This window comes from Borrelia sp. HM, assembly GCF_019669085.1.
Lineage (GTDB): Bacteria > Spirochaetota > Spirochaetia > Borreliales > Borreliaceae > Borrelia.
In genome coordinates this window covers 889,606-914,768 of the sequence record NZ_AP024401.1, presented here as the reverse complement: position 1 = coordinate 914,768, position 25,163 = coordinate 889,606, and the positions used below count along the sequence as shown (strand labels likewise).

General features: G+C 27.8%; 15 protein-coding genes. 6 read left to right on the top strand and 9 right to left on the bottom strand.

Annotated features, from left to right (window positions below):
- Window positions 1-1,225, top strand: a 1,225-nt coding sequence (locus K5563_RS04260) for a hypothetical protein (RefSeq protein WP_221037722.1), incomplete at its 5' end; no start/stop codon positions are given.
- Window positions 1,226-1,484: 259 nt separating this feature from the next.
- Here the strand turns inward: K5563_RS04260 and K5563_RS04255 are convergent.
- Window positions 1,485-2,246, bottom strand: a complete 762-nt coding sequence (locus K5563_RS04255) for a complement regulator-acquiring protein (protein WP_221037721.1) — start codon at window positions 2,244-2,246, stop codon at window positions 1,485-1,487.
- Window positions 2,247-2,690: 444 nt separating this feature from the next.
- Here K5563_RS04255 and K5563_RS04250 point away from each other — a divergent pair, with 444 nt between their 5' ends.
- Entirely contained in the window at window positions 2,691-2,852 is a 162-nt protein-coding gene (locus K5563_RS04250; protein ID WP_221037720.1) for a hypothetical protein, read from the top strand.
- A gap of 182 nt (window positions 2,853-3,034) precedes the next feature.
- Here K5563_RS04250 and arcC read toward each other — a convergent pair whose 3' ends face one another.
- The 8 genes from arcC to uvrB form a co-directional block, all read right to left on the bottom strand.
- Window positions 3,035-4,000 (bottom strand): carbamate kinase, encoded by a 966-nt coding sequence (arcC, locus tag K5563_RS04245; protein ID WP_221037719.1) that lies wholly within the window; start codon window positions 3,998-4,000, stop codon window positions 3,035-3,037.
- 18 nt (window positions 4,001-4,018) lie between these two features.
- Window positions 4,019-5,431, bottom strand: coding sequence for a YfcC family protein (locus K5563_RS04240; RefSeq protein ID WP_221037718.1), 1,413 nt, complete (start codon window positions 5,429-5,431; stop codon window positions 4,019-4,021).
- A gap of 54 nt (window positions 5,432-5,485) precedes the next feature.
- A complete protein-coding gene (argF, locus tag K5563_RS04235; protein ID WP_221037717.1) occupies window positions 5,486-6,469 on the bottom strand; it encodes an ornithine carbamoyltransferase in 984 nt (327 codons plus the stop codon).
- A 21-nt stretch (window positions 6,470-6,490) separates the two neighbouring features.
- Window positions 6,491-7,723, bottom strand: coding sequence for an arginine deiminase (arcA, locus tag K5563_RS04230; protein WP_221037716.1), 1,233 nt, complete (start codon window positions 7,721-7,723; stop codon window positions 6,491-6,493).
- A 321-nt stretch (window positions 7,724-8,044) separates the two neighbouring features.
- Entirely contained in the window at window positions 8,045-8,638 is a 594-nt protein-coding gene (locus K5563_RS04225) for a ribonuclease H family protein (RefSeq protein ID WP_221037715.1), read from the bottom strand.
- 265 nt (window positions 8,639-8,903) lie between these two features.
- Complete coding sequence (locus K5563_RS04220; RefSeq protein WP_221037714.1) at window positions 8,904-12,353, bottom strand: LPS-assembly protein LptD; 3,450 nt, start codon at window positions 12,351-12,353, stop codon at window positions 8,904-8,906.
- A complete protein-coding gene (gene uvrA / locus K5563_RS04215; RefSeq protein ID WP_221037713.1) occupies window positions 12,308-15,151 on the bottom strand; it encodes an excinuclease ABC subunit UvrA in 2,844 nt (947 codons plus the stop codon). Before uvrA ends, K5563_RS04220 begins: the two co-directional genes overlap by 46 nt.
- Window positions 15,152-15,184: 33 nt before the next feature.
- The gene (uvrB, locus tag K5563_RS04210) at window positions 15,185-17,146 is read right to left on the bottom strand and encodes an excinuclease ABC subunit UvrB (RefSeq protein WP_221037712.1); all 1,962 of its coding nucleotides are present in this window, start codon (window positions 17,144-17,146) and stop codon (window positions 15,185-15,187) included.
- Window positions 17,147-17,271: 125 nt separating this feature from the next.
- Between uvrB and K5563_RS04205 the strand changes: the two genes are divergently transcribed.
- The 4 genes from K5563_RS04205 to K5563_RS04190 all read left to right on the top strand — a co-directional run bounded on the left by K5563_RS04205 (window position 17,272) and on the right by K5563_RS04190 (window position 25,163).
- Window positions 17,272-18,987, top strand: coding sequence for a phospho-sugar mutase (locus K5563_RS04205; RefSeq protein WP_221037711.1), 1,716 nt, complete (start codon window positions 17,272-17,274; stop codon window positions 18,985-18,987).
- Between the two features lie 94 nt (window positions 18,988-19,081).
- Window positions 19,082-21,238 (top strand): ATP-dependent Clp protease ATP-binding subunit, encoded by a 2,157-nt coding sequence (locus K5563_RS04200; RefSeq protein ID WP_255571094.1) that lies wholly within the window; start codon window positions 19,082-19,084, stop codon window positions 21,236-21,238.
- Window positions 21,223-24,357 carry an isoleucine--tRNA ligase gene (ileS, locus tag K5563_RS04195; protein ID WP_221037710.1) on the top strand — a complete coding sequence of 1,045 codons (3,135 nt, stop codon included), beginning with the start codon at window positions 21,223-21,225 and terminating at the stop codon, window positions 24,355-24,357. Before K5563_RS04200 ends, ileS begins: the two co-directional genes overlap by 16 nt.
- Entirely contained in the window at window positions 24,345-25,163 is an 819-nt protein-coding gene (locus K5563_RS04190; RefSeq protein ID WP_221037709.1) for a hypothetical protein, read from the top strand. The genes ileS and K5563_RS04190 overlap by 13 nt, the downstream gene beginning before the upstream one ends.

The window sequence follows — 25,163 nt, the reverse complement described above, 5'->3', positions numbered from 1 at the left end:
TTGTAATAATAATAAGATTAACAAAGATAAACCCAAGATTAAAAACACTTTAGATAACAAATCTTTAATTGCTTTGCCTAAATCTTCATTAAAACAAACATTAGAAGTAGCCAAAGGCAATAACAATAGTAACATAATAACATCACCAGAACAAATACTACCAAAACGACAACAACCTGTAGGAACACTTGAAATTAATAAAATTAATAAAACAAATCAACAAGTAGTAACACAAAAAGGAAATGTAACATCTTCAGTAGAAAATAATAATGGTAATTCAGAAAATCAACTTAATGTAATATCTCAAACAGGAACAGGCTCTATTTCAATAGAAAGTAATGAAAAAATTTTACCACCACCTCAATCACCATCACTAAATTTATCAAATAATAATAATTTAGACTTGGATGCATGGAGTAAAACTTTTTTTGAACAATGCACTACCCACCAACTTAGTGATTGTAACAAACCAAGTTATATTTATTCAAACGATAAATTTTTAGTTGATAAAAATGAAATTATAAATGAGTTTATAAGACAAATAAATATGTCAGTTGAGTATAAAATTGATTGGTCGGGAGAAGAAAATTATAATACAAAAGAAAAAGCTATCCAAATGCTTAAACAAGACATAAATCAAATTTTATTAGTTAATTCTTCAAAAGAAGGCTCTATTCAAAATCATAAATTTAATCCTGAAAATTATCCAGGAGTATCTATAAAACAATTCTTGCACGACAAGGTTAAAATTTATACTGATTTTACAGGTATGTCTGAACAAGTATTATATTCTGCACTTAATTATGATAAAAATTATATTTATCCGTTGATAAAAGCAATGGGGAAGGTATTAAAAGAATGGTCCGACCATAATGAAGCTAAACAAGTTTGTCAGGCTTTATTGAAATCGATAGCATGGATGTCTGCCAAGACACATATTTATATCTATAGATGGGCGAATAATGATGATAATATTCTAGATAAATTAACTAGAAAAGAAATCATTGATTTGACAGCTGGATTGATTATTCAATGGACTAGGAGAAATAGTGTGCTTTATGGCATTACTCAAAAACACATATCTTTTCTTTTTTCTAAAGGAGCAAGTGCTCAAGAGTTTTTAAATCTGTTTAAAGTATTTAATAAACCTGGATCTACATGGAATAATGAATTTAAAAGACGTGATATTGAAAATGAATATCTGATTTCAAGATACTATCGTTAAAGAAAAAACTGAATAAAAAGAAGTACTGTCACAAAACCTCTGCAAGTTAGAATTTACAGTAGGTATTATTGCAAATATTATATATTTGCAATAATACCTACTACTTTTACTGTTATGTTTTCCACTTCTTTTTGAGACACCTTCTTTATCAGCTAATAAAAAATAAAAATAATATCATTATTATATTTAATAAAAAGTAAGAAGATAAGACAATCTGCCCAATCTTCTTTTATCGTCTACCTTTTTGAAAATTATGAAATTATTTAATTGTATCTAGAATAACTACAATTCTATCAAATACTGATTTCATTCCTGGAATTTTAACTTTAATAAGATTTTTATATTCCTTATCAACATGAGCTATTAATTTCTTACTATCAGAATCAATCCCTCCTGTCTTAGCTTTATAAGATGCTATAAGACTATTTACAGCTTTCCTAAATGCTAATCTTTGTATTTGAATTTCTTCAAATTTTGATTTAACTTCTCTTAAATCATCAAGACTTAATTTACCTAATTTATCTCTATTATCTGCTAACTTATTAACCACTCTCTCAAAGTTAGATTGAAGATGTTCTCTTCCTGCATCTATTATATCTTTAATCCATGTACCCTTTGTTTCATCTGATTCTATCTTCTTAAGTATTTCTGCAAAATCTTTTATTCTCTCTTTATTATATAACAAAGAAGAATAAAACAATCTTCTTGCTTCCTTATTATTATCATGCTCTAATGTCTTACCATTAAGCGTATTTATTACTGCTTTAAACACTTCATCCTTCATACCATATTGATTTATATCCTCAACTTCAACTTTATCTTGACTTACCATTTTCCTAACATTATCAACATCATATATAAGAGCAGATATTAATTGCTCTCTCTCATCTTTTCCAATAGGTACTTTATTTCCTTCTTCTTTGGTTTTTTCTTTATCTCCCCCCAACAACAATTTAGAATCTAGATTACAAGACATCATCCCTACCATCAATAGTGTATATAAAAACAAATTTTTTCTCATAGAAATATTCTCCTTCCTTCTAATTAATCATCATTACATTAACAATAATGATGATTAATTAATAATGTATATCACTTTGTCTAAATTACAACTTTTATAAAAATATTTTTTTATTTATTATTCTTACTTTTATAATATATTTCCTTTTCTAAGAGACATTTATCATAAAAAAACAAAATAATAAATCTTTCATTTTTAAATGACTACTTTCTTTATTAAATAATTATTTACAGTTTTTATTAACTATATATTATTGACTGGATATCTCATTAAAATGAGATTTAAAAACTAAAAATACCATAATAAAAACGCGTTCTTATTAAAAAAAATAAATTTAATATACACCTACACAATAATAACCATATTTAAAACTTTGTTTAGTATCATATCAAACAACCATTAGCCCTAACCTTAGAGCTAATGCTAATCCATTCAATTTATCATATGTCAAGTTCGGAAATTAATTTGAGTAAAGCAGAACATATTTTTGAGGAAGTAAAATCAAAGATGTATAGTCTTAAATCTGATCTGGAAGAGGTAGAGAAAGATTTTGCTGCTTTAGATAAGGCACATCAAGCATTATTAGCGGTAAAAAGTGGTATATAAAAGAATTTTAACTTTCAAGATTTATTGTAAAATTTTTATATAAGTGTATGGTTAATCAACAAATTAAAAGAACAGTATGCTAACCTTGCTAAAAAAGATGATGTTGTTTCAGAATCTGATGCAAAAGCAGATATAAAACATACATCAATTTATCCAGACCACCCATTTACATTATTTATTTATCAAATAATAATTGTTCCTCCTTTTCCATTAATACCCTCAATAATATTATTCAATGAAGTAATAATTGCTTTTCTTTTACACCCCTCCCTACTACTATTGCCACCAGACCTTACAAATTCAATACTTGCTTCTACTTTAGGTAACATAGAGCCTGACTCAAAATGTCCTTCTCCTATATATTTCTCTAACTCAAAACTACTTATCTTATCAATTAAAATTTCATCTATTCTCCCAAAATTTAACGCTACTTTTTCGACAGCAGTAACAATTAGCAAATTATCTGCGTCTATATCTTGACCTAATCTAGACGACGAAAAATCTTTATCAATTACTCCACTTATGCCTCTCATTACACCTTTTTCATCCATTATAACAGGAATTCCTCCCCCTCCACATGCGATAACTATAAAACCTTGATTAATTAATGCTTTTATTTCTTCTATTTCCACAATCTTAATAGGTTTTGGCGATGCCACAACTCTTCTATAATACCCCCGCTTTCTATTATCTTCCTTTAAAATATATCCTTGACTCTTTTCAAGCTCACCCGCTCTTTTCTTATCATACAATGGTCCAATAGGCTTACTAGGATTTTTAAAACACTTGTCTTCTTGATCTACCAATACTTGTGTAAGTATTACTACCACTCCACGTTTAATTCTTCGCTTATACAACTCATTTCTTATAGCCTGCTCAATATAATATCCTATCATTCCTTGACTCATACCCACACATACATCAAACGGTATCAAAGGTGTTTCTGTACACATTTCATTATCCATCAAAATTCTTCCTATTTGTGGACCATTACCATGACTAATAATAACTTCATAATTATTTTCTATTAAATCTACTATCTTACACACACAAAACTCTAACTTTATCAATGTCTGATAAAATGACTCTTTTTCTCTTACATCTTCTAACGCATTTCCCCCAAGACTTACTACAACCTTTTTACTCATACAAAATGTTCTCCTAACTTATAAAAAATAAACATTAGCCATTATCACTAAAACACATATTACAAATTCAATCATAAATATCGGAAATACAAATTTAAACCAACTGCCATAACTTATCCTTGCCATACCTAACACAGCCATTATCACTCCACTTGTTGGTGTTAATAAATTAACTAGCCCTGATGCTGTCTGCATAGCCAATACAACCGATGATCTTGGCATGTCTAAAAAGTCAGCCAATGGCGCCATTATTGACATAGTAAGACTTGCATGTCCAGATGATGAAGGAACAACAAAGCCTATACACATTTGCACAAACTGATTTAGCACTACAAACATTCCTTTAGGTAATCCATATAAAAATCTTGATGCTGCATCCAACATAGTTCCTGTAATCATCCCTTCATCAGCTACTATCATCACACCTCTAGCCATGCCTATAATAAGCGCCGCTGTTATCATATCTTTAGTTCCTTCCACAAACGATTCCCACATTTGTAATTCACTAATCTTACATATAAATGTAGACAAAATTGCCGTACCAAGATATAACATTGCCATCTCTTTCATGCCCCACTTAAGCTCCATAATACTATACATCAAAAATAGGATCATAATTCCATACAATACCAATACCATCTTTCTTCTAAATGTAAATTCAGGCATGCAAGTCCCTTCTCTACCATCTTTGACAAAGAGATCATAATGTTCTTCTTTTTGCGCATACACTATAGATCTATTAGGCTCACTCTTTATTTTACTCGCATATACTAATACATACAGTATAGCCACAGACACAGAAACTATATATAAAATAATACGAAAATAAAAACCCTCTTTTATGTCTATACCAGCTATGGATGATGCTATACCAGTAGAAAATGGATTAATAGTAGAGGCCATAGTTCCTATGCCAGCCCCTAAACCAATAATTGAAACAGCTACAATCGTATCATAACCTAAAGCTAGTATTAATGGAATAATAATAAGATAAAATGGAATCGTTTCTTCATACATCCCTACAACAGTTCCTCCTATAGAAAAGATAAACATCATCAATGGTACAAGAATTTTATCTTTATTTCCCACCTTATTAACTAATGAGTTTATTCCTGCATCAATGGCTCCTGTTCTTAAAATCACTCCATAAGCTCCTCCAACAATCAAAACAAACACAATAACCTCAACAGCATGTTCCATTCCTTTAGACATTGCAGTTAAAATAGTAAAAATAGCATCTAAAAATCCCCTAGGTACCCTTTCTACTGTATGATAAGTCCCAGCTACAACAATTTCTCGTAAATTTCCATTTACTTCTCTCGTCTCCTTATAAAATTCACCAGCAGGAATTACATAAGTTAATATAGTCATAACTACTATCAAAAAAAATATTATCGTAAAACTACTTGGCATTCTATTTTTTTGCATCATTTTGTCTCTCCTAATATATTTTTTATTTTTTTTAATCTAATCTTAAAAAAACAATTATCTCAAAGTACTAACCATTATAGCCTTAATAGTATGTAATCTATTTTCAGATTCATCAAATACAACAGAACGATCGCTTTTAAAAACATCATCTGTAACCTCAATACCTTCAAGTCCATACTTATTAAATATTTCCTTACCAATTACTGTATTTAAATCATGAAAAGCTGGTAAACAATGCATAAATATTGCATCTTCTTTTACTAATTTCATTAATTTACGATTGACTTGATACGGCATTAAGAGTTTTATTTTTTCATTCCAATTAGTTTCTCCCATAGATACCCAAACATCAGTATAAACAATATCGGCATCTCTAACTGTTTCTTCAATAGAATTAGAAATAACAATACTACCGCCACTCTCACTTGCTATCAATTTTGTCTTTTCTACTAATTCTGAATCTGGAAATAGTTCCTTTGGTGCAAATATTCTAAAATCCATTCCCATAATAGCACATCCTTCCATTAAAGAATTAGCAATATTATTTCTGCCATCACCACAAAAAACCAGCTTTAAATTATTTAAACAACCTTTATGTTCTTCAATAGTCATCAAATCAGCAAGTACTTGTGTTGGATGCGCAATATCTGTTAATCCATTATAAACTGGAACATTAGAATATCGAGCCAAATCCTCAACTGCTTTTTGAGAAAACCCTCTAAATTCAATAGCATCATACATTCTTTCTAGCACTCTTGCAGTATCAATTATAGATTCTTTATTGCCTATTTGATTACCCGTTGGTCCTAAATAAGTAACATTAGCTCCTTGATCATAAGCAGCTACTTCAAATGCACACCTTGTTCTTGTTGAATCCTTCTCAAAAATTATAACTATATTTTTCCTCTTAAGTTTTTGCTCTTCAATTCCTAAATATTTAGACTTCTTTAATTGATGAGATAAATCAAGTAAATAACGAATATCTTTTTGACTAAAATCTAAAAGCCTTAAAAAATCTCTATTTTGTAAATTACACATAAATATTTCTCCCATTAAAAATTAAAAAAAATCCTCTCTTATTAAAGGCATTGCCATACACCTTGGACCGCCTCTTCCTCTTGAAAGCTCGCTAGAAGGCATCCTATGAACTTTAATTCCAAATTCTTCAAGTAATTTATTAGTTACATGATTTCTATCATAAACTATTACTTCCCCAGGTGATATTGCTAAAGTGTTAGCACCATCATTCCACTGTTCTCTTGCTCCATGTATCAAATCTCCTCCTGCACACTTTATCATATTAACCTTACATCCAAGATAGAATCCTAAAATATCCTCCAATTTAGCATTTTCAATTTTAACTTTAATACTTCCAGAATTTAAATCATAACTCAAAGCATAAATTGTAAATCTCATATCATCACTTGAAAAACTTGTAAAAGTATTACAACTTATTTGAGTAAAAACTGTATCTAAATGCATATAAGCCCTACTTTGTGGAATTTGGAAAGCTAAAATAGTACTAAAAGACGCTTTTTGTTCAAAAATATTGCGAGCTACTTTTTCAACAGACTCAGCTTCGGTTCTTTCAGAAACACCAATAGCCAAAATATCCTGACTCAAAATCAACTCATCTCCACCTTCTAATGAAGTATCTTCATCTCTAGTATACCATACAGGAACATTTTCTCTATAAACAGGATGATATTTAAAGATATATTCGGCAAATATTGTCTCTCTTTGCCTTGTTTTAGAGCTCATTCTACTTATTGATACACCATTACCAATACTTGCAAAAGGATCTCTTGTAAAGAGCATATTAGGCATAGGCTCAATAATTAAAGGGCATTTACTATTCACTAAAGAATTAAGAGAATCAGACTTATAATTCTTAAGATCATTATTTGTAACCCCTGCTATCATCTTTGAAATCATATCTTTAATAGACATATTATAAAAATAATCTTTCAAAGATTTAATCCTATCTTCAGTTTTAATCCCCGCTTCAAAAATAAATTGAGATATAAATTGTTCTTTTATATCATCATACTTAGACATAATTTCGCTAATTAAATCTGTAATATAAATAACTTCTACTCCACTATTTTCTAAAATACTAGCAAAAACATCGTGTTCTTGCTTTGCAACCTCAAGATAAGGAATATCATCGAATAACAATCTATTCATTATTGGAGGAGTCAGGTTTTCCAATTCTTCTCCTGGCCTATGTAGCAACACTTTTTTTAAATGACCTATCTCTGAAAATACATTTATTGGTTTTGAATATAGCATAAGAAACTCCTATTTTATAAAAAAAATTAAAAAATCTTAATTTATTATAAAATATAAATATAAAAAAGTATAAACTAAATATAATTAAAAATTATAAAAAATAAATAGATATTAACTATTATGAAAATTTATAGAACTTAATTTCTCAATATATCAAGTCATTATATTTTGTTATGTCTTTAGTTAAATATTAAATAGTTATTGATTTATTGAGCATCACAAATTATATGCATTGTCAAATTAATTGCAAAGTATAAATATTTTTGATATTTTAGTTATAGAAAGAAGTATAAAAAGTGTATTACTTGTTTTTTTGATAAGTTATCTTTTATGGAAGCCAAGATCCGCAATATTATTATTTCCTGATATTAACAAGACCTTCCCTCCTTTTTCTTCAAATATATTTCTTAATTTAATTACATTTTCAATTAATTTGATAGTATTTTTATTTAAGTTTTTATTGTAAAATCCCTTAGACCAATAATCAATTACTAGTTTGCTATCTCCGAATATATTTTTTACATCATCTTTTAATGATATTTTTAATGCAACATATAGCCCGAAGAGTTCACCATAATTATTGCTAATTCCATCGAACTTTTTGATATAATGATTATTGTAATCATTGATTAAGCTTTGATCTATGATCTTATTAAGCATCGGCATCCCTTTTTCATTGACAACCCTAATTTCTATACCTTTACCTCTTCCGGTTCCAGAATCAAAGTATATTCCTGCTGGATAGATATAAGTAGTTTTTCCATCTCTTAATAACCAATCCTCGGCTTCCCCTCTTGTTTGAAAGCTTTTAATTTTGTTTGCTTGTCCTTTAATTTTATTTTTACATTCCTCCCAAGATGTAAAGATAATTTTTTCATTGTTATTTTTTAATATACATGCATAATATTTTTTCATGCTTAATTTTAACTCCTTTGGATATCAAAAGTTAATCATATTTTCAATATTAACAAATTTTGTCCATTTAAAATCTTTCATTCTATCAATTTTTCATCTTTATATTCTACCTAAACAGTTTTCCTCTAAAATAAAAACTCCTCTTTTTAAATAAATTAAAAAAAGTGAATTTTTAAACACATTAAAACTATATCTAAGCTTAAAATCATATCCAAATTTTTTTTACCACAACAAATTTTTACCGCAACAAAAAATCACACCAAAATTATTTCTTAGATTTTTGATTAATTAAAAGTTCATAATTGGTATTTGAATTATTTTCAAATGAGGAATTAACAGGTTCAAAAAAGTTCCAGGAAATATAAATTGAAAAATTGTTCCTCCAAATAGAAGAATATTGACCATTCGCATCTTTTAAAATATCTGGATTTAAACTATACTCTCCACTAAATTGCCAATCATAAAAATTAAATTTAAAACCTGTAGTAATTTTTTTAATTTTAAACAATGATTCCTTTCTATCTTGAACATTAAAGAAATTAAATGATTTAAACAGGTCCATAAAAATATTAATTGTCTCAAGACCAACCTGATTCATATATCCACTAAAGTATCTAAAAGTTTTTGTATTAATAGAACGAGTAGAAAAATTCAATTCAAAAAACTTAGCATACTTAAAATTGATAATAAACTCAGCCCAAAGTTCATTATCTATAAATTTCTGTAAATTCATTTTCCATCCAACATCTGTCCCTATCCCAAATGAAAACCTTTCATCTAAAAATTTAAACGTATATAAATCTTTTTCATACTTAGTAGATACAGAATATGGAATAAACTTGGTTGTATTGCCTACTTTTATAAAATCACCAATCAATTTATCATACTTATACTCAAAATCATCTTTCATTGCAAATATAAATTCAAAATCATAAGAATTAAATTTAAAAGAAAGTTCAGATATCCTATTAATTAAAGGATCATAAGCAACTAAAAAAGCAAGTTTTAAATAATCTAAATATCCTGGTTCTATCTTATAATATAAGGCAGGATTCATCTTAAAATTTTTATCAGTAGAAATTGAATTTAAAGAGGACAAATTAACAGTCATTTTATTAAGAGAAAATTTATTCTTTTCTTCATTAAATTTTTTATCATATTTAATCCCAAGACCTACCTCTTGCAATAAATAAGGAAACTCCAAAGTGACTTTAAAATCAGAAGAAAAATATATATTTTCAAAGGTATTTTTCAGCACTCCTGAAAGATTAGTTGTCAAAAACCTATAATCATAACTTAAGGCAATACTAAGCTCTTGATAAAAAGTTTCAGGACTCTGCCAAAAAATAGTACTGCTCTTTCCATCTAAAATTTTAGAATTTTGATCATACTTTTTATCAAACGAATAAAGTGTCACTTTGTTTTCATACTTAATACTGCTCCTAGAAAAAGCAGGATACATAATAAAGGGCAATAAATCTAAACTAATCTTATTAATAACTGAATATTCGCTCTTCTTATCTTTATCGATTAAATGATAATCTTTGTCTAAAGGATTATATTCAATAGTATTGAAGTATAAAATATCTTCAAAAGTAACAAGTTTATCATAAAAATCAGCATAAAATTTTAAATCCATTTTATTTTTAATATCAAATAAATAGGATTTTACATTATAGTTAAAATCCTGGGGGGACCTCTTCGAGGTATCAAAAAATATATTATTTTTCAAATAAGGATTAATTCCAAATCTCAAATAAAAAGTATCTTGCTTTCCAAAATCATTAGATACAATTGGCTCAGGAGATAAATACAAATTCTGATCGGTATCTTTTTCTTCTTTAAATTTTTTGACATTCTCCTTATCTTTGTCATCCTCCTTTACAATATCACGTTTAACATTTTCGACTTTAGGAGCCATAATTATCTCTTTATCCTTATTATCGTCAAAAGAAGAAGTCCAACTACTATTATAAAGATCTTTTTGAAAGTTTAAATCAATGTAAGGAACATACACTCTTTCTAAATAAAACCATCTACTAGTTGGGTCCTTATTTTTTTTAGGAAATTTGCCAAGGGTATTTTCATAATCTGACAACTTAAAGGTAAAGCCAAAATTATTTAATCTATAATCAATAAGAGTATTATTACTAAAAGTTCGATTATAAAAAGAAGACAAATTCCAATCGAATGTATTTATAAAATGTTTTGTTTCTGACAATTCTTTTGCAGGACTCAAAAGAGAAAAAAATGTAGCACTCTCTAGTCTATCTTTAAAATCAATAATGACATAGGGATCTGAATAATGTTCAAAAATAACTGAAAAAAGAGCATCATGAATCAAAAATTCTGATTTAGATTTGAGTAAATATCTAAAAGGCACCTCAAATCCAAATATGTCACCCTTATTTATATTATCAAAACTAAAAAGAGAATATTCAATGCTGTTATTTTCAAAAGGCCTATAAACATTAGATAAACTATTTTGATATAGAGTTCTTGTTAAACCTATTCCAAAACTACCTTCAAAAGTTTTAAAAAAATTTAAAGTATTGCCTAAATCAAAATCAAAACCTACATAAAATCCTAAATTAGAATAAATATCAAAAATAAATTTAACATAGTCTTTATTAAGTTTAGAAACAACATCTTCTGCAAAGAAATAAGTTAAGTAACCATTTCGAATATAAGGCTCTTTATCTGAACTATATATTGCATTCAAATCAAAATCTAAAAAAGAAAGCTCATTAAGATCAAGAGATTTTTTTCCAAATAAATACACAGTATTAAAAAGCGTAAGACCCTTTTTTGAGGAATATCCTAAAGATGGATTAAAGAATAAACTATCACCTGGCTTAAAAAAAAATGGAATGTAAAATATAGGTACTTTGCCAACATAAAAAACGGCATTAAGAAAACCCAAATCCCCAGATGGCAAAATCCACATTTTAGAAGCTTTAATAGAATAATAAGGTTCTAAAACTTTACTAGTTGTAATAAAAGCACTTTCTAGTATATTTACCTCATTATCTAATCGTTTTAAAACTTTTCCACCAAATGAAACAATATGATCCATTAAATTCTTATGCATTTTCTTCTGAACAATCCCATTTTTAAGAAGAAAATTCTGAGAATCAAAATCTACAAATAATTCACTGCCGTAAAAATATAACTTATCATTTACATTTAAATCAAGACTATAGTCAACATTACCACTAGAGAAAAGCTTCTTGGTCTTCTTATTAAAAAGAATTTTATCACCCTTAATACTGTGCTTTTTATTCTCTTTAATGTCTTCAATAATAATCCTAACTCTTCCTTTCAATATGATATTTTCGTCTTCAGTAAGTTCATAAGTAAAATTTTCAAGATTATCTGTACTTTCAATAATTATTTTATATCTGCCTAAATCTTTTTTATCTTTTGAAAAAAGATTAGGAGATATACCAAATTTTTCCAATAGTAAAGCTTTTATTTTAGAAACATCTTTTTCTTGAATACCTTCTTTTAAGGCCCATTTTCTCAAATCTTCATCACTAGATAGTTCAAGCTCTTTTAAATTGGCTTTTTGCAACAAAGTCAGATTTTTTCTATCATCCAAACTCTTTTTATTATCGACATTCTGAGCAAATAAAACAGAATAATTAGAAATATTTATTAAAAATAATATTACAAAAGATTTTTTAAGAACATTCCTGTATAGGAACTTTTGCATTTTGAAACCTCTTCAGGAGTTCCAGACACAACAATATTTCCTCCAGACACTCCACCTTCAGGACCTAAATCTATTATATAATCTGCCTGCTTAATCACATCTAAATTATGTTCTATCAAAACCACAGTGTTTCCACGTTGAACAAGCAATTGCAATACCTTCAACAATCTATTTATATCATCAAAATGTAAACCTGTTGTTGGTTCATCAATAATATAAAAAGTTTTACCTGTACTTTTTTTTCCAAGCTCAAAAGCCAACTTGATCCGTTGAGCCTCTCCTCCTGAAAGAGTTATTGATGATTGCCCCAATTGAATATATCCAAGACCCACCTTTTCTAAAATATTTAAATAATGATTAATCTTTGGGATATTTTCAAAAAAATTTTTCGCCTCAATAACACTCATTTTTAAAACATCATAAATATTTTTTCCTTTATATCTAATTTCTAAGGTTTCCTCATTAAATTTTTTACCCTTACACAAATCACAAGGAACAAAAATATCAGGTAAAAAATGCATTTGAATATTTAAATGCCCATCCCCCTGACATTTTTCACAACGCCCACCTTTAACATTAAAAGAAAATCTACCGGCCTTAAATCCCCTTGCTCTAGATTCTGGAAGCCTAGAAAACAGTTCGCGAATTTCTGTAAAAAACCCAACATAAGTTGCAGGATTTGATCTTGGGGTTTTACCTATTGGCTTTTGATTTATCTGAATAATTTTATCAATTTGTTCATACCCAATGATATCCTCAAACCCATCACAATAATTTGTGTTTAATTTTAACCTACTATCAAGAGCAGGATATAATACTTCATTAAGAAGTGTACTCTTACCACTACCAGAAACTCCTGTTATTACAGTAAAAACTCCCAAAGGAATACTAACATTAATATTCTTTAAATTGTTTTTATTGGCACTTAAAAGCAAAATTTCCGAACTCCCTATCTTACGCCTTGTTTTTGGAACTTCTATCTTAAGCTGACCACTTAAATACTTTCCAGTTAAGCTATTTTCATTATTTAAAATATCAACTAAAGTTCCTTTAGCAACTATCTCTCCCCCATAGATCCCAGCTCCAGGACCAACATCAACAATATAATCTGCAGTACGTAAAGTTTGCTCATCATGCTCTACAACAATTACTGTATTGCCAAGTTCTTTCAAATTAACAAGAGTACTTATTAATTTTTCATTATCCCTTTGATGTAATCCAATACTAGGTTCATCAAGTATATAAAGAACACCAGCAAGGGCAGAACCTATTTGAGTAGCAAGTCTAATTCTTTGAGCTTCTCCTCCTGAAAGGGTTCCAGACATCCTATCTAAATGCAAATAAGAAAGTCCAACATCAATTAAAAATTTAAGCCTGCTCTTAATTTCCTTTACAATTTCCTTAGCAATCTTTGCATCAAAATCATCAAGCTCAATATTTTTAAAAAACAAACAAGAATCGATAACAGAAAAACTACTAAGTTCTTGAATATCTTTCCCACATAACTTAACAGACAAAGTTCCAGGACTTAAACGCTTACCCTTACAAGAATTACAAATCTTTCTAGACATTAAACTTTCATAAAACAATCTAGCACTATCAGATTCAGTAGCAAGATAACGTTTCTTCAAAAGAGGCATAAGACCCTCAAATTCCTTAGAATAACTAAAACCAACACCATCTATTTCTTCATCCGCTATTCCTTTAGATTGATATACAAAATTTATTTTCTCATTGGTTCCATAAAAAATTTTTCTAAGAATAGATTCTGGAATGTCCTTCACAGGAGTATCTAAACCAAAACCATAATGCTTATCAAGTCCTTTAAAAATCGCCAAAGCCCAAGATGAACTGGTTTTAAAAGTCACAAATGCATTTTCATTAAAAGAAAGTTCTACATTAGGACAAATTTTTTCAAAATCAAAATCAAGTGTGATACCAAGACCAGAACATTCACTACAAGCTCCAAATGGACTATTAAAAGAAAAAAGTCTTGGCTCGATTGCAGGCAGAGAAAATCCACACAAAGGACAACTATTATGTTCTGTAAAAATTTTGTCTATCCTTTCTAAATCATTTTCAACCTCTACACGCAGATACCCATTAGAAATAAATAAAGCAGTCTCAATAGATTCTGAAAGCCTAATTCTTATAGCACTACATAATTTTATCCTATCTACTATAACTTCAATATTATGTTTCTTATTTTTATCCAAATTCAAATTAACAGCATCTTCTATTAAATAATCTTGAGAATCTATTCTTACTCTACTAAACCCCTGACTTAATATCTTTTCAAGCTCTTTTTTATGCGTACCTTTTGCACCCATCACAATAGGAGCAAACAATATAATCTTAGAACCCTCGGGATAACTTAAAATAGCATTAATCATTTTATCTAAAGACTGCTTTTCTATTAAACTCCCATCTTTTGGACAATATGGTTTACCAATTTTTGCAAATAGTAATCTATAATAATCATAAATTTCAGTAATTGTTCCAACAGTTGATCTTGGATTATTGCTTATTGTTTTCTGCTCAATTGAAATAGCAGGTGAGAGTCCTCCTATGTACTCAACGTTGGGTTTCTTCATTACCCCCAAAAATTGCCTTGCATAAGATGACACAGATTCCATATACCTTCTTTGACCTTCTGCAAAAATTGTATCAAAAGCCAAAGAAGACTTGCCCGAACCACTCTTACCAGATATAACTACCAAACTATTCCTTGGAATATCAATATTAATATTTTTTAAATTATGCTCTTTTGCACCTCTGACAGTAATTTTTTCTCTCAAAAATATAAACTCCTCTAAATTTTCAAGATTTTATCATTTTAAAATCTCTCTTATTCTATCTCGTATCAAAATAGCATCCTCAAACCGTTCATCATTAACTGCCTCCTCAAGTTTAGACTTAAGTTTCATAATAATATCTTTTTGAGACATTTTTTTATCAGAACTAATCTTTTCAATATCATAATTAACTGTTTCAGTTTTTAATTCTTTGTCTAAAATATTTTGTACTTTCTTAATAATCGTTCTTGGTATAATATTATTTTTTTTATTGTACTCAATTTGAATATTTCGCCTTCTATTAGTTTCATCAATGGCTTCCTGCATTGCATAACTTATTTGATCATAATACATTATAACACACCCATTTGAGTTTCTAGCAGCCCTACCAATCATTTGAATCAAAGAAGAAGTAGATCTTAAAAATCCTACTTTATCAGCATCTAATATAATAACAAGAGAAACTTCAGGAATATCTAAACCTTCCCTTAACAAGTTAATACCCACAATAACATGAATTTCTGATCTTCTAAGAGATGTAATAATATCTACTCTCTCAATAGTATCAAGCTCTGAATGCAGATATCTAGCCTTTATGCCAAGAGTTAATAAATAATCTGTCAAGTCCTCAGCCATTTTTTTAGTTAAAGTTGTTATTAAAACTTTTTCATCTAAAGCTATTCTTTTTTGAATTTCCCTATAAATATCTTCTATCTGTCCATCTGAAATTCTAAGCATAATTTCTGGATCAACAAGCCCTGTGGGACGTATTATTTGTTCAACAATAACACTACTTTTTTCATGTTCTTCAAGACCAGGAGTTGCTGAAATAAAGACAGCCTGATTAATTAAGGATTCAAACTCATTATATTTAAGTGGTCTATTATCAAGTGCTGATGGAAGTCTAAATCCAAAGTTTACAAGGTTTAATTTTCTTGAATAATCTCCATTATACATACCTCTAAACTGAGGCAAAGTAACATGAGATTCATCAATAAATAGTAAATAATCTTTAGGAAAAAAATCAAATAAACAATAAGGCCTACCCATTTCATTTTGATCAAAATATTTTGAATAATTTTCTATACCTTGACACGATCCAGTCTCTCTTAAAAGCTCAAGATCATATTCTACTCTTTGCCTAAGTCTTTCGGCCTCAACAAGCTTATCATTTTTCTTTAAATAATGATATTGTATTTCTAAATCATTACATATTTTAGGAAGAGCATTCAATATATTTTCATAAGGAATAACAAAGTAAGACTTAGCAAAAAGAGTAAATCCATCAGTAGAACCTAAAACCTTTTTTGTAAGTGGACTAATCCTAGTTATCCTAACAATTTCATCAAAATCCAAATAAATTCTATATGCAAAATCACCATGTTCATTACTAGGCCATACTTCAATAATATCACCCTTAATAGAAAACTTATCATGTTCAAGATTCATAAGCGTCCGCTCATACTGAAGCTCAACAAAAATTTTTGATATCTCTTTAATAGAAATTTTTTGCCCTACAAAAAAAGCATGAGCCGCATTCTTAAAAAATTCTGGTGAACCTAATGCATAAATTGAAGAAACTGTAGCAATAACAATGACATCTCGCCTTCTGGAAAGAGATGTTATCGTCCTTATTCGCTTTATCTCAATCTCTTCATTAATAGTAGCTTCTTTTTCTATATACAAATCTTTTGAAGGAACATAAGACTCTGGCTGATAATAATCATAATAGGAAACAAAGTATTCAACTGCATTATTGGGAAAAAAATCTCTAAATTCTCTATAAAGTTGTGCTGCTAACGTTTTATTATGACTAATGATCAAAGAAGGACGATCTAAATCTCTAATAATATTAGCTATCGTAAAAGTTTTGCCACTACCTGTAACGCCCTTTAAAGTTTGATACTTATTATTAAGTAAAATAGATTGCTTAATTTCTTTAATTGCTTTTGGTTGATCACCAGCAGGAGAATAATCAAACTTTAAACAAAATTGCATAAAAACCTCAAGTAAAAAACCATAATTGAATATAATTACTAACTTCTATAAATTCTACATCCTTATTTTATCATTTAAAAATTTAATTATAAATTTTTAAATGATAAAATAGAGAAAAAAATAATATGAAAAATAGTCAACTTGAAAAAAAAGTAAAACAATATATCCAACTTGAACAAAACAAATACTTTAAAGACGAAGCAAAAAAATTACTAAAAGAAAATAACAAAAGGGAAATTTACAATAGATTTCACAAAGATTTAGAATTTGGAACTGCTGGCATTAGAAATATTATTGGAGCTGGAACATGTTATATCAATAACTACAACGTTAAAAAAGTAAGTCAAGGGATTGCCAATTATATTCTTGAAATAACAAAAAATCCTAAAGTTGTAATAAGTTATGATTCAAGATATTTTTCAAAAGAATTTGCATACGACACTGCTAAAATTTTTGCAGCAAATAAATTTAAAGTTCATATATATAAAAATTCAAGACCAACACCCCAATTATCATATACAGTTAGAAAACTAGAGTGCGATATTGGAATAATGATAACATCAAGCCACAACACAAAAGAATATAATGGATACAAAGTATATTGGAAAGGAGGCGCTCAAATAATTCCTCCTCATGACATACAAATAACATTGAAAATTAAACAAACATCTAATATCATGAATATACTTACAAATAGAGCAAGCATAAATCAAAAACAAACAATAATTGAAATTAATGATGAAATTGATATGCAATATATAGAAAAAATAAATGAAGAATTTCCTGATTTTAATGAAAAAAGCAAAAAAATAACTTTAAAAGTAGCATATACTCCTTTGCATGGAATAGGAGGAACAATAATAAATAAACTCTTTAAAGGTAGCAAAGTAGAACTTATAACTGAACCTAGTCAAATAAATCCCGACCCAGAATTTCCTACAATTAAATACCCTAATCCCGAAGATCAGTCTGCCATGTCAAGAGTAATCAAACTTGCAAAGAACAAGAACTGTGATATTGCATTTGCAACTGACCCAGACGCTGATAGAATGGGAATAGCTTTTAATGAAACTCAAGAAAAATGGAAAATTTTAAATGGGAATCAAATTTCTTGTATTTTAATGAATTACTTATTATCTAGAGAAGATAATCCACAAAACGCATTTGTAATAACTTCTTTTGTAACAACACCAATGCTAGACAAGATAGCAAAAAAATATAATTCAACATTATTTAGAACATATACAGGATTTAAGTGGATAGGAAACTTAATAGATGAGATAAAAAAAAAAGAGCCAAACAAAAAATTTATTTTAGGATGTGAAGAAAGTCATGGATACCTAATCGGAAATGCAACAAGAGACAAAGATGCATTCTCAGCAATAAAAGGAATTTGCTATTTAATGTTTGAACTAAAAGAAAATCAAACAACAATAGGAAACTATCTTCAAGAAATGTATAAAGAATTTGGATACTATAAAGACTTTGTAATTAATAAAAGTTTTAAAGGAACTAAAGGAGATTTTTTAAGAGAAGAATTAATATCAAAATTTAGAAAAGAAAACCTAAAAAAATTTGCAAATATTAATATAATTAAAAAGTTAGATTACAAAACATTAAAAGAAACTGACATTAAAGGAAATGTATATAATATGACAAAATATAAACATACCACAAATGCAATAAAATTTTTATTAGAAAATGAATCAGAAGTAACTATTAGGCCATCTGGAACAGAACCAAAAATCAAATTTTATGTATCCATATATTCAAAATACGAACAAAAAAATAATATTTTTGATATAATGAATGATATAAAGATGGAGATAGAAAAATATTAATATAGCAGAAAATCTAATCAACCTAGTCGAAGTATCTGCAAGAGAAGTTGCTAGAAAAAATAAAAATAGAGAAGTTTCAACTTGGCATCTATTAATGTCTATACTAATTTATCCTAAAAAATCTGAAATAAAAAATCTAGATACCAAAACATTAAAAAATATCAAACAAGACACACTATATGAAATAGAAAAATTAGAAAAAGTTCTACTCGGAATTAACGAAATTATGATTCCAAAAATAAACAGAGAAATCTTTATTCTTATTGAAAAAACTAAAAAAGAGTTCAAATCTAAAACTTCTATAGGAATCAAAGAAATCTTTTATCAAATATTAAAAACGAAAAAACTTTTAAAAAAATACAAACTTAATAAATTGAGCTTTAACTTTAAAGACGAAAATATAATCACTAGCGTAGATAAAATAAGATTAATTGAAACATATAAAGACTTTGACGATGAAATAAGACTTGCAAATGAATACTTTGAAATAAACAAATATGTTAAAAATCTAACAATACTTGCAAAAGAAAAAAAACTTGATCCTTTAATCGGGCGTGAAAAAGAAATCCAAGCACTAATAAATGTGCTTGAAAGACGAAATAAAAATAACACGATTCTAATAGGAGAACCTGGAGTTGGAAAAACGGCAATCGTTGAAGGACTAGCCATCAAAATTGCAAATAAAGAAATCAAGGGCCAACTAAAAAATAAAGTAATACTACAAATTGATACTTCTGATTTAGTATCAGGCACAAAATATAGAGGTGAATTTGAAGAAAGATTAAATAATATCATCAAGTCAATTAAAAACAATAAAAACATAATAATATTTATCGATGAAATACACACTTTAATAGGAGCTGGAAATTCTGAAGGTTCCATTGATGCAGCAAATATTTTAAAGCCTGTTTTATCTCGCTCTGAAATACAAATTATAGGTGCAACAACTTATGATGAATATAGAAAACATATATCTAAAGACAAAGCATTTATTAGAAGATTTCAAACAATATCAATTAAAGAACCTAATGAAAAAGAAACACTAAATATAATCAACAGTATAATAAAGAATTTTGAAGACTACCACGGTGTTACTTATGAAAAAGAAGCCATAGAAAGTGTGATAAATCTATCATCACAATATTTAATTAACAAAAGATTTCCTGACAAAGCAATCGATTTAATCGACATTGCTGGAGCTCAGAAAAAACAAAAGGAAGTCAATCAAAAAATAGTCAGTGGCGAAGACATTAAAAGAGCAACAGATGAACTATTAAGTATTAAAATAAGATCTAATATCAAGGAAGAAATCAATACACTTAAAAAAAAAGCGGCATATATAAAAGAAAAAATTATAGGACAAGAATATGCAATAAACGAAATAATTATAGAAATGGTTAAAACAAAACTCAATATCAATAACAATGCACAACCTTTAACATCAATACTACTTATAGGTTCAAGTGGAAGTGGAAAAACAATCATAGCAAATGAAATATCAAATACTATGATTGAAGATCAAAACTCAATATTAAAACTAGATATGTCAGACTATAAAGAAGAAATTTCCATATCAAAATTAATAGGGACAAATCCAGGATATACTGGCTATAATGACGGTGGAATTCTAACAAATAAATTAAAATATAATCCCAGAACATGTATCATACTTGAAAATATTGAAAATGCTCATCATTCTGTACTAAACACAATAGAGCAAATACTTGAAAATGGAGAGCTGATTAGTAACCAAGAAGATAAAATATCCTTTAAAAATGCCATTATTATTCTAACTACGTCTATTGGTTCTAAAATACTACTTGGCAAAGGAAGTATTGGATTTAATAATACAGATAATAATAGAAATTTTAAAAGCGAAATCAACAATGAACTCAAAAGACGATTCAACTCATCGCTATTAGATAAAATACAAAAAAAAATAATCCTTAATGTTTTAAATGAAGAAGACACAAGCATAATTTATAATAATTATTGCAAAGAACTTACTAAAAAATTTAGCTTAAAAAAAATACAAGTAAAAATTGATGAAGCTCTTAAAAATTATATAATCAAAAAATATTATGACAAAAATTCTGGAGCAAGAAGTATTTTAAATGCAATAAAAGAAAAAATAGAAGAAAAAATTGTAAATCAAATCTTTCAAAATCCTAATACCAATCTAATAACAGTATATTTAGAACAATATAATATAAAAATAAAACAAAAGGAAATATTATGTTCAAAAAAGTAGAAAATAAAGTGGATTTTCCTAAAATAGAAGAAAAAATATTGAAATTTTGGAATGACAATAAAATTTTTGAAAAATCCATGCAACAAAGAGAAGATTGTGAAGAATTTATATTCTATGATGGACCACCATTTGCAACAGGACTTCCACATTTTGGGCATTTTGTTCCAAATACGATCAAAGACATAATTCCAAGATATAAAACAATGAAAGGCAAATATGTTAAAAGATATTTTGGATGGGATACTCATGGTTTACCTGTGGAATATGAAGTAGAGAAATCTTTAAAAATATCTGGAAGATATGAAATAGAAAAATATGGAATCGAAAAATTTAATGCAGAATGCAAAAAGATAGTTCTAAGATATACAAAAGAATGGCAAAAAACAATTTTAAGACTAGGTAGATGGGTTGATTTTGAGAATCATTACAAAACAATGGATGTAACCTTTATGGAATCTGTATGGTGGGTATTTCAAAAACTTTATAATAAAGGATTAATTTATGAAAGTTACTATGTATTACCATACTCTCCAAAACTTGCAACTCCTCTATCAAATTTTGAGGTAAACCTTGGCGAATATAGAGAGGTTAATGATCCATCACTAACTATAAAGTTTAAAATTAAAAATAGAAATGAATATCTACTTGCATGGACAACAACCCCTTGGACATTACCTACAAATCTTGGTATTGCAGTTGGTCAAGATATAGAATATTCTAAAATATTTGATAAGGAAAAAAATGAAACATTCATCATAGGCACAAACAGATTAGATCACTATTATAAAGATGAAAAAACATACACAATAATAGAACAATTCAAGGGAAAACACATTGAAGGACTCGAATATGAGCCTATATTTGACTACTTTTTAAAACAACAGGATAAAGGAGCCTTCAAAATTCATACAGCACAATATGTCACAACTGATGATGGAACAGGAATAGTACATATAGCACCATTTGGAGAAGAAGATTATAAAATACTTAAAAGTAAAACAAAAACTGATATAATAGCGCCTATAGATGCCGAATGCCGCTTTACAAACGAAGTAAAAGATTTTGAAGGATTATTTGTTAAAGATGCAGATAACAAAATAATAGAAAAATTAAAATCAATGAATTTACTATTTAAAAGAGAAAACTTCCTACACAGGTATCCATTTTGCTACAGAACAAATTCACCTCTAATTTATAGACCAATAAGCTCATGGTTTGTAAACATTGAAGCAATAAAAGAAAAACTTATAAAATCAAATGAACAAATAAATTGGATGCCCTCACATTTAAAAAAAGGAAGATTTGGCAAATGGCTAGAAAATGCTCGAGACTGGGCAATAAGTAGAAACAGATTTTGGGGCAATCCAATACCAATTTGGGTATGCTCAAAAACAGGAAACAAAATATGTATAGGATCTAAAGAAGAACTTGAAAAAAGATCGGGTCAAAAGATTAACGATTTGCATAAAGATAAAGTCGATAAAATAACCTGGCCTAGTGAATATGGTGGTGTATACGTTAGAACAAGTGAGGTTTTAGACTGTTGGTTTGAATCTGGCTCTATGCCTTATGCAAGCAAACATTATCCATTTAAAGATAAAGATAAATTTAATAATATTTTTCCTGCTGACTTTATTGCAGAAGGATTAGACCAAACAAGAGGATGGTTTTATACACTAACAATCTTAGGAACTGCACTTTTTGAAAATACAGCGTTTAAAAATGTAATAGTTAATGGACTTGTATTATCTAGTGATGGAAGAAAAATGTCAAAATCACTTAGAAATTATACAGATCCAATGGAAGTAATAAATACATTTGGAGCTGATGCTTTAAGACTTTACTTAGTAATGAGTCCTGTAATCAAGGCTGATGACTTAAAGTACAGTGATGATGGAGTTAAAGATGTTTTAAAAAATATTATAATACCTATTTGGAACGCTTATTCATTTTTCATAACTTATGCAATAATTGACAAATTTGAACCTAACAATAACACAAATTTACATAAAACTAATATACTTGATAAATGGATAATTAGCGAAACTGAAAGCCTAAAAAAAATTTTAAACAAAGAAATAGATCAATATAACTTAACAAAATCAATAGCAGAACTTATTGCATTTATAGACAAATTAAATAATTGGTATATAAGAAGATCAAGAAGAAGATTTTGGAAATCTGAAAATGACAATGACAAACTTGATGCATATGAAACTTTATATTACACACTCAAAAATTTAATGTTGATGCTTGCACCATTTATACCTTTCCTAACAGAAGAAATTTATCAAAATTTGAAAGCAAAAGATGAAAAAGAATCAATACATCTAAACGAATATCCACAAGAAATTGAAGAACTGATTAATATAGATCTTGAAGAAAAAATGAATTTTACAAGAAAAGTTCTCTCTCTTGCAAGAGCACTAAGGGCATATCATAATATTAAAATACGAAAACCTATCAGCACAATCTATGTTGTTACCAAGAATCATAAAGAACAACAAATACTAAGTGAAATGAAAGAAATAATACTTGAAGAAATTAACGCAAAAGAAATCGAAATAAAATTCAATGAAGAAGAACTGGTAACTTACAAAGCAAAAGCAAATTTTAAAGAACTTGGAAGTAAACTTGGTCAAAATATGAAAGTAATAGCATCAAAGATAATGAATCTAAATAACGAAGACATATTAAAAATAATCAAAGGTAATAAATATATAATTAAAATCAAAGAACATACATATGACATTACACTAAAAGATATAATCTTGGAAAGACAAGAAAGAGAAAATTTAAAAGTAATTAACGAAGATTCTGTTACAATTGCTCTAAATTCACTAATAACAGAAGAATTATATTTAGAAGGCTTATCAAGAGAACTAATAAGAAAAGTACAAAATTTAAGAAAGGAAAATAACTTCAACGTTAGTGATCGAATCATACTATATATAGATAATAATGAAATATTAAAAAAAATAATAACTCAATTTGAAAGCTACATTCAAACTGAAACTTTAACATTTAAAATAGAAATCAATAAAGAAAAGGCAATAACAAAAGTAGAAATTGACGATGAAATGTTAATTAATATAGGTATTGCAAAATGGGAAAATTAATTATCAATACTTTATTAAGTATTTTTATTATAGGATGTGAAACTTTCACTTACCATAAACCTAAAAACAACGTATCTTTAATCATGTTGTTAGAGCCTTCATCAGATGTATATGTCTACATAAACTTATCCAAAAACAGATTTATCTATGATGAACTTAACTTCAAATACAAACTTGGCCTTCATACTATTGGTAACCTATACTTAAGTTATACAAAACAGCCAGAAGTTTTTTCATTAATAGTAACTGGAAATTTTCCCAAAAACATATTTTGGGGTATACAAAAAAACTCAAATTTTGAATCTCAAGGCAATATATTTACAAATCCAAAATGGAAGATAAAAAATTCAAATATATATATCAGACCTACTAAAAATAAAAAAGGAATTTTAATAAATCAAAAAGCAACAATTCACAAAAATGAAAACATATTAACAACAAAATTTATTGATATCATTGATCAAAATGAAATATTCATTTTGATCAATGATATCAATAAATTAATGCCAAATAATATAAAAAAAACAAATCTAATTCCCTTTAGTAAAGGGATATTCATTGCAAATAATAGTGCAAACGAAAATGACTATAACTTAAAATCTTATTTAAATACTAATAACCCAGAAATACTATCAATTTTTTCAAAAAAATTGATTCCAATTTTATTAAAAAACACAACGAATATAATAGTTTCAAGTCCGATACAATCTAGCGTCAAAGATCAAAATACTCTAGAACTTCACTTTAACGTTAATAAGATGAGCGTTAAAAAATTTATAACAAACTTGATAATCAATAAAAATTAA